Source organism: Streptomyces sp. NPDC101393 (assembly GCF_044767385.1).
Lineage (GTDB): Bacteria > Actinomycetota > Actinomycetes > Streptomycetales > Streptomycetaceae > Streptomyces.
In genome coordinates this window covers 57,430-65,542 of sequence record NZ_JBIWNU010000001.1, presented here as the reverse complement: position 1 = coordinate 65,542, position 8,113 = coordinate 57,430, and the positions used below count along the sequence as shown (strand labels likewise).

Below are 8,113 nucleotides of genomic sequence, written 5' to 3'. Positions count from 1 at the left end.
GTGCCCGGGGGCGCCCACCCCCGGGCCCCCGCGCCCCCCGGCCCCGGGCCGCCCCCCCCCCCGGGGGGGGCCGGGGGGGGGGGGGCCCCCCCCCCCCGGGGGCGCCCCCCCCCCGCGCCCCCCTTTTTCCCGCCGGCATGGGCCCCCGACTGCCGGAACTCGACGGTACGGCCTGCGCACACCCCGCTTCCTCCGCTCTGAGACGGACCCGCGACTGTGCCCGGGGGTGGAAGCCGCCGCCGGGTCTGCAACCAGCGCAGTACGCGGGGTTCCCCCCGGAAGGCCGATGCGCCCCGCGACCGCCGCCTCCCCATCGGCAGCCCCGCAACCACGCGCCCGATTCCACCCGTTCACCGGCTTGCGGTGGCCCTTCGCGCGCTCCCGTGCTCGTCCCGCCGGCCTGCGCCCCACCGGCGAAGCGGCCCAAGGCGCCGGGCGTACGGCGCGGGGAAAACGGGATGTCCCGCCCTTGGTACGCCACCAGTGGTGCAACCCCCGCGGATCGGGTAACTCTCACAAGTAGCACCGCCCGGTGGCCGCCCGGTCCGCCGGCGCCATCCCGATCAGCGGTGAGGTGAGCTCCTGATGACCGCTCCGTCCGTCCGCAAGGTTTCCGAGCGCGAGGCACGGCAGGTGGCCGAGGCGGCCCGAGAGCAGGACTGGCGCAAGCCCAGCTTCGCCAAGGAACTGTTCCTGGGGCGCTTCCGGCTCGACCTGATCCATCCGCATCCGACGCCGGCCGCGGACGACGTACGGCGCGGGGAGAAGTTCCTCGCCACGCTGCGCGAATTCTGCGAGACGCAGATCGACAGCGCCCGGATCGAGCGCGAGGGCCAGATCCCCGACGAGACCATCCGGGGCCTGAAGGAACTCGGCGCGCTCGGCATGAAGATCGACACCAAATACGGCGGCCTCGGACTCACGCAGGTCTACTACAACCGCGCCCTTTCCCTGGTCGGCACCGCCAGCCCCGCCATCGGCGCGCTGCTCTCCGCGCACCAGTCCATCGGCGTACCCCAGCCCCTGAAGATCTTCGGCACCCAGGAGCAGCGGGAGGCCTTCCTGCCGCGCTGCGCCCGTACGGACATCTCCGCGTTCCTGCTGACCGAACCGGACGTCGGCTCCGACCCCGCACGCCTGGCGACCAGCGCCGTCCCGGACGGCGACGACTACATCCTGGACGGCGTGAAGCTGTGGACCACCAACGGTGTGGTCGCCGACCTGCTGGTCGTGATGGCGCGGGTGCCCGCGTCCGAAGGGCACAAGGGCGGCATCACCGCCTTCGTCGTCGAGGCCGACTCGCCGGGCATCACCGTCGAGAACCGCAACGCCTTCATGGGCCTGCGCGGCCTGGAGAACGGCGTGACCCGCTTCCACCGGGTCCGGGTGCCCGCCGACCAGCGCATCGGCGCCGAGGGCGCCGGGCTGAAGATCGCCCTGACCACGCTCAACACCGGCCGGCTGTCGCTGCCCGCGATGTGCGTCGGCGCCGGCAAGTGGTGTCTGAAGATCGCCCGCGAATGGTCGGCGGCGCGTGAGCAGTGGGGCAAGCCGGTCGCCGAGCACGAGGCCGTCGGCGCCAAGATCTCCTTCATCGCCGCCACCACCTTCGCCCTCGAAGCCGTCGTGGACCTCTCGTCCCAGATGGCCGACGAGAACCGCAACGACATCCGCATCGAGGCCGCCCTCGCCAAGCTCTTCGGCTCCGAGATGGGCTGCCTGATGGCGGACGAGCTGGTGCAGATCCGCGGCGGCCGCGGCTTCGAGACCGCCGCCTCGCTCGCCGCCCGCGGCGAACGCGCCGTCCCCGCCGAACAGCTGCTGCGCGACATGCGGATCAACCGCATCTTCGAGGGCTCGACGGAGATCATGCACCTGCTGATCGCCCGCGAGGCGGTGGACGCCCACCTGTCCGTCGCCGGGGACCTCATCGACCCCGACAAGTCCCTCGCCGACAAGGGCCGGGCCGCGGCCAAGGCCGGCGGCTTCTACGCCCGCTGGCTGCCCAAGCTCGTCGCCGGTCCCGGCCAACTCCCGACCACCTACCAGGAGTTCGGAGAACTGGCCGGGCATCTGCGGTACGTCGAGCGGGCCTCCCGCAAGCTCGCCCGGTCCACCTTCTACGCCATGTCGCGCTGGCAGGGCCGGATGGAGACCAAGCAGGGCTTCCTCGGACGGATCGTCGACATCGGCGCCGAACTCTTCGCGATGAGCGCCGCCTGCGTCCGCGCCGAGCACCTGCGGATCACCGACGACCACGGCCGCGAGGCGCACCAGCTCGCCGACGTCTTCTGCCGCCAGTCGCGCATCCGCGTCGAGGAGCTGTTCGCCCGGCTGTGGGCCAACACCGACGACCTCGACCGCAAGGTCGTCTCCGGCGTCCTGGCCGGCAGTTACACCTGGCTGGAGGAGGGCGTCATCGACCCCAGCGGCGACGGCCCCTGGATCGCCGACGCCACCCCGGGCCCGAGCACCAAGGACAACCAGCACCGCCCGATCCGCTGACACCGGCGGGTCCGGCACCGCTTCGTACTGGTGGCCCACGGGCCGCCCGTACGAGGCGGTGCCCACACCGCCCCGCCGACCGGCCACAATGGACCACATGACGGACTCCCTCGCCCACCCGCACCTGCGTTTCGAGCCGGCTCCCACGGCCTCAGGAGCGGGCCCCCGCTCCCTCGTCATCCTCGGGTCGACCGGTTCGATCGGCACCCAGGCGATCGACATCGTGCTGCGCAACCCCGACCGCTTCCGGGTGACGGCGCTCTCCGCGGCCGGCGGCCGGGTGGACCTGCTCGCCGAGCAGGCGCACCGGCTGCGGGTGACCGCCGTCGCGGTGGCGCGCGAGGACACCGTGCCCGCGCTGCGCGAGGCGCTGTCGGCGCGCTACGGGGCGGGCGAGCCGCTGCCCGAGATCCTGGCGGGCCCCGACGCGGCCACCGAACTCGCCGCCTCCGACTGCCACACCGTCCTCAACGGCATCACCGGCTCCATCGGTCTGGCCCCCACCCTCGCCGCCCTCAAGGCCGGCCGGGTGCTCGCGCTGGCCAACAAGGAGTCGCTGATCGTCGGCGGGCCCCTGGTCAAGGCCGCCGCCGCGGCCGGCCAGATCATCCCCGTCGACTCCGAGCACTCCGCGCTATTCCAGGCACTGACCGGCGGCGCCCGCGCGGAGGTCTCGAAGCTCGTCGTCACCGCCTCCGGCGGCCCGTTCCGCGGCCGGACGAAGCAGGAGCTGACCGGCGTCACCCCCGAACAGGCACTGGCCCACCCCACCTGGTCCATGGGCCCGGTCGTCACCATCAACTCCGCGACCTTGGTCAACAAGGGCCTGGAGGTCATCGAGGCGCATCTGCTCTTCGACGTCCCCTTCGACCGCATCGAGGTCGTCGTCCACCCGCAGTCCTACATCCACTCGATGGTGGAGTTCACCGACGGCTCGACGCTCGCCCAGGCCAGCCCGCCCGACATGCGGATGCCGATCGCGCTGGGCCTGGGCTGGCCGGAGCGGATCCCGGACGCCGCCCCCGGCATCGACTGGACCACGGCGCAGACCTGGGAGTTCTTCCCGCTCGACGAGGCGGCCTTCCCGTCCGTCCCGCTGGCCTGCCACGTCGGTGATCTCGGCGGCACCGCGCCCGCCGTCTTCAACGCCGCGAACGAGGAATGCGTGGACGCGTTCCTCAACGGCGGGCTGCCATTCACAGGGATTGTGGATACGGTCGCCGCAGTGGTCGCCGAGCACGGCACTCCCGCACAGGGAACCTCCCTGACCGTCGCGGACGTCTTGCAGGCGGAAACCTGGGCGCGCGCCCGCGCCCGCGAACTGGCTGCCCGTGCGGCACGTACACCTTCGGAGGTTCGCGCATGACGACGTGGATGACCATCCTCGGCATAGTCGTCTTCGTCGTCGGCCTGCTCTTCTCCATCGCCTGGCACGAACTCGGCCACCTCTCCACGGCCAAGCTCTTCGGCATCCGGGTACCGCAGTACATGGTGGGCTTCGGGCCGACGATCTTCTCCCGCAGGAAGGGCGACACCGAGTACGGCATCAAGGCCGTCCCGCTCGGTGGCTACATCCGCATGATCGGGATGTTCCCGCCCGGCGACGACGGGAAGCTGCAGGCCCGCTCCACCTCACCGTGGCGCGGCATGATCGAGGACGCCAGGTCCGCCGCGTTCGAGGAGCTCCAGGAGGGCGACGAGAAGCGGCTGTTCTACACGCGCAAGCCGTGGAAGCGCGTCATCGTGATGTTCGCCGGGCCGTTCATGAACCTGATCCTCGCGGTCGTGATCTTCATGAGCGTGCTGATGGGCTTCGGCATCAACACCCAGACGACTCAGGTCGGCTCGGTCTCGGACTGCGTCATCTCGGCCTCCGCCAAGTCCGACAAGTGCCCCTCCTCCGCCAAGGACTCCCCGGCCAAGGCCGCCGGCCTCCGTGCCGGCGACAAGATCGTCTCCTTCAACGGCCGGCCCGTCCCGGACTGGGACGCCCTCCAGCAGCAGATCCGCGACACGACGGGCCCCGCCTCGATCGTCATCGACCGCAAGGGCACCCAGCGGACCCTGCACGCCGACCTCATCGAGAACAAGGTCGCCAAGACCGACGGCCGCGGCGGCTATGTCCCCGGCGAGTTCGTCACCGCCGGTTTCCTCGGCTTCACCCCGGCCAGCGGCGTCGTCCAGCAGTCCTTCGGCCAGTCCGTCGACCGCATGGGCGGCATGGTCCAGCAGGGCGCCGAATCGCTGGTCAACCTGCCCACCAAGATCCCGGACCTGTGGGACGCCGCGTTCAACGGCGGCGAACGCAAGCAGGACTCCCCGATGGGCGTCGTCGGCGCCGCCCGGGTCGGCGGCGAGGTCTTCTCCCTCGACATCCCGCCCGAGCAGCGGGTGGCGACCATGCTCTTCCTGGTCGCCGGATTCAACCTCTCGCTGTTCCTGTTCAACATGCTGCCGCTGCTGCCGCTCGACGGCGGACACATCGCCGGCGCGCTCTGGGAGTCGGTCCGACGGGCCTTCGCCAAGATCGTCCGGCGTCCCGACCCGGGCCCCTTCGACGTCGCCCGGCTGATGCCCGTCGCCTACGTCGTCGCCGGCATCTTCATCTGCTTCACCCTGCTCGTCCTGGTGGCCGACGTCGTGAACCCGGTCAAACTCACCTAGCGGGTCTTCGCACCACCACGGCCGGGCGCTCCCCAGAGGCACAGGAGTGCCCGGCCGCCCCCATTCGAGGGGCCACGAGGGATCGATGTGCCCCGGGTCGGCCCGGTGACGTAATCTCGATGGCCGGAGCCCGTCGAATTCGGGACCTGGATCCACACCTTGGGGTTGCTCGCCAGATGACTGCCATTTCACTGGGAATGCCGGACGTACCGACCAAGCTGGCCGACCGCCGGGTCAGCCGCCAGATCCAGGTCGGCACGGTCGCCGTGGGTGGAGACGCACCGGTCTCGGTGCAGTCGATGACGACCACACGCACGTCCGACATCGGCGCGACGCTGCAGCAGATCGCCGAGCTGACGGCCTCCGGCTGCCAGATCGTGCGGGTCGCCTGCCCCACGCAGGACGACGCCGACGCGCTGTCCGTCATCGCCAGGAAGTCCCAGATCCCGGTCATCGCGGACATCCACTTCCAGCCGAAGTACGTCTTCGCCGCGATCGACGCCGGCTGCGCCGCGGTCCGCGTCAACCCCGGCAACATCAAGCAGTTCGACGACAAGGTCAAGGAGATCGCCAAGGCGGCCTCCGAGACCCGCACGCCGATCCGGATCGGCGTCAACGCCGGCTCCCTGGACGCCCGCCTCCTCGCGAAGTACGGCAAGGCCACCCCCGAGGCGCTCGTCGAGTCCGCCCTCTGGGAGGCGTCCCTCTTCGAGGAGCACGGCTTCCGCGACATCAAGATCTCGGTCAAGCACAACGACCCGGTCGTGATGGTCAACGCCTACCGCCAGCTCGCCGCCCAGAGCGACTACCCCCTCCACCTCGGCGTGACCGAGGCGGGGCCCGCCTTCCAGGGCACCATCAAGTCGGCGGTCGCCTTCGGCGCGCTGCTGTCCGAGGGCATCGGCGACACCATCCGCGTCTCGCTCTCCGCGCCGCCCGCCGAAGAGGTCAAGGTCGGCCTGCAGATCCTGGAGTCCCTCAACCTCAAGCCGCGCCGCCTGGAGATCGTCTCCTGCCCGTCCTGCGGCCGCGCCCAGGTCGACGTCTACAAGCTCGCCGACGAGGTCACCGCGGGCCTGGAAGGCATGGAGGTGCCGCTGCGCGTCGCCGTCATGGGCTGCGTCGTCAACGGCCCCGGCGAGGCCCGTGAGGCCGACCTCGGAGTCGCCTCCGGCAACGGCAAGGGACAGATCTTCGTCAAGGGCGAGGTCATCAAGACCGTCCCCGAGTCGAAGATCGTCGAGACCCTCATCGACGAGGCCATGAAGATCGCCGAGCAGATGGAGAAGGACGGCGTGGCCTCCGGCGCCCCGGTCGTCACCGCCGGCGAGTAACCCCCGGCGCCGCCCCCGCAGCGCCGCCGCACCGCGTCCGAGCCCCGCCGCCCGCCCCGGGCCGCGGGGCTCACGTACGCCCCGATAGCAGCCGCCGCCCCCGTGGGCCGGGCCCTTGGGAGCAGTGGGAGGTAAAGTTTCCAGACCTGCTCCCGCCTGGCCTCCCAGGCCCGTATCGGTGAGGCATTCCCACACGTGCTGACGACCACAACCATCAAGGTCCTGGAGCCCGGGGAGCTCGACGACGCCCTCGCGGTCCTGGACCGCGACCCGGTCGCCAACGCCTTCGTCGCCGCCCGCGTACAGATCGCCGGGCTCGACCCCTGGCGGCTCGGCGGCGAGATGTGGGGCTGGTACGTCGACGGACGGCTCGAATCCCTCTGCTACGCCGGAGCCAACCTCGTCCCCGTCTGCGCCACCTCCGAAGCCATCCGCGGCTTCGCCGAACGCGCCCGCCGCCAGGGCCGCCGCTGCTCCTCCCTCGTCGGCCCAGAGGGCCCCACCGCCGAACTGTGGTCCCTCCTGGAACCCCACTGGGGACCGGCCCGCGAGATCCGCGCCCACCAGCCCCTGATGGTCACCAGCGCGCCGTCCACCGAGATCGCCCCGGACCCGCACGTCCGCCGGATCCGCAAGAACGAGATGGACGTGATCATGCCCGCGTGCGTGGCCATGTTCACCGAAGAGGTCGGCATCTCCCCGATGGCCGGTGACGGCGGACTTCTCTACCAGGCCCGGGTCGCCGAACTCGTCGGCTCCGGCCGCTCCTTCGCCCGCATCGAGGACGGCAAGGTCGTCTTCAAGGCCGAGATCGGCGCGGCCACCCAGAAGGCCTGCCAGATCCAGGGCGTCTGGGTCGACCCCGCCCACCGCGGCCAGGGCCTGTCCGAGACCGGCATGGCCGCGGTGCTGCGCTACGCCCTCAGCGACGTCGCCCCCGTCGTCAGCCTCTACGTCAACGACTTCAACGCCGCCGCCCGCGCCTCCTACCGCCGCGTCGGGTTCCAGGAAGTCGGCGCGTTCATGAGCGTGCTCTTCTGACCCGGGGCCTTGTACGCTCCCGCCCATGGATGACGTCGCGGTCGGCCCCCTCGATCTCGCTGCCCGCGTGGACGACGCGCTCGCCGTCCAGGCGCTCGCCTTCGGCCTCACCGACGACGAGATCACCGTCCGCCGGCACATCGTGCTGCGCCACCTCGGCTGCCCCGGCGCCCGCGCGCTCGGCGCCACCACCCCCGCCGGCCGCCTCGTCGGCTTCGTCTACGGCATGCCCAACGACCGCGCCCACTGGTGGTCCACCGTCGTCGAGCCCTGCCTGCGCAACGAGCGGCTCGACCACTGGCTCGACGACTCCTTCGTCATCACCGAGCTGCACGTCCACCCCTCCTACCAGGGCCGCGGCATCGGCCGGAGCCTCATCACCCGCCTCACCGACAGCGCCGCCGAACCCCGCAGCATCCTCTCCGCCATCGACATCGAGAGCCCGGCCCGCGGCCTCTACCGCTCGCTGGGCTACCGCGACCTCGCCCGCCGCGTCCTGTTCCCCAGCGCCCCGACGCCGTACGCCGTGATGGGCGCACCGCTGCCGCTGCTGCGCTCCTGAGGCCACG

Annotated in this window: 6 protein-coding genes; all 6 read left to right on the top strand. The window is 71.5% G+C overall.

What is annotated here, in order from left to right; all coding sequences use genetic code 11:
* Positions 1-585 precede the first annotated feature (585 nt).
* Positions 586-2,505 carry an acyl-CoA dehydrogenase family protein gene (locus tag ACIRQ7_RS00245; RefSeq protein ID WP_401463571.1) on the top strand — a complete coding sequence of 640 codons (1,920 nt, stop codon included), beginning with the start codon at positions 586-588 and terminating at the stop codon, positions 2,503-2,505.
* A 97-nt stretch (positions 2,506-2,602) separates the two neighbouring features.
* Positions 2,603-3,871, top strand: a complete 1,269-nt coding sequence (gene dxr, locus ACIRQ7_RS00240; RefSeq protein ID WP_401463573.1) for a 1-deoxy-D-xylulose-5-phosphate reductoisomerase — start codon at positions 2,603-2,605, stop codon at positions 3,869-3,871.
* Positions 3,868-5,169: a M50 family metallopeptidase gene (locus ACIRQ7_RS00235; RefSeq protein WP_404258778.1), complete on the top strand. Its 1,302-nt coding sequence runs from the start codon at positions 3,868-3,870 to the stop codon at positions 5,167-5,169. The genes dxr and ACIRQ7_RS00235 overlap by 4 nt, the downstream gene beginning before the upstream one ends.
* A gap of 176 nt (positions 5,170-5,345) precedes the next feature.
* The gene (gene ispG, locus ACIRQ7_RS00230; RefSeq protein ID WP_401463577.1) at positions 5,346-6,503 is read left to right on the top strand and encodes a flavodoxin-dependent (E)-4-hydroxy-3-methylbut-2-enyl-diphosphate synthase; all 1,158 of its coding nucleotides are present in this window, start codon (positions 5,346-5,348) and stop codon (positions 6,501-6,503) included.
* Positions 6,504-6,698: 195 nt separating this feature from the next.
* Positions 6,699-7,544, top strand: a complete 846-nt coding sequence (locus tag ACIRQ7_RS00225; protein ID WP_401463579.1) for a GNAT family N-acetyltransferase — start codon at positions 6,699-6,701, stop codon at positions 7,542-7,544.
* Positions 7,545-7,569: 25 nt separating this feature from the next.
* Entirely contained in the window at positions 7,570-8,106 is a 537-nt protein-coding gene (locus tag ACIRQ7_RS00220) for a GNAT family N-acetyltransferase (protein ID WP_401463581.1), read from the top strand.
* The last annotated feature ends 7 nt before the right edge of the window (positions 8,107-8,113 follow it).

Coding starts and splice junctions, on each gene's coding strand:
- ACIRQ7_RS00245 (WP_401463571.1), top strand. CDS start 586: ATGACCGCTCCGTCCGTCCGCAAGGTTTCCGAGCGCGAGGCACGGCAG.
- dxr (WP_401463573.1), top strand. CDS start 2,603: ATGACGGACTCCCTCGCCCACCCGCACCTGCGTTTCGAGCCGGCTCCC.
- ACIRQ7_RS00235 (WP_404258778.1), top strand. CDS start 3,868: ATGACGACGTGGATGACCATCCTCGGCATAGTCGTCTTCGTCGTCGGC.
- ispG (WP_401463577.1), top strand. CDS start 5,346: ATGACTGCCATTTCACTGGGAATGCCGGACGTACCGACCAAGCTGGCC.
- ACIRQ7_RS00220 (WP_401463581.1), top strand. CDS start 7,570: ATGGATGACGTCGCGGTCGGCCCCCTCGATCTCGCTGCCCGCGTGGAC.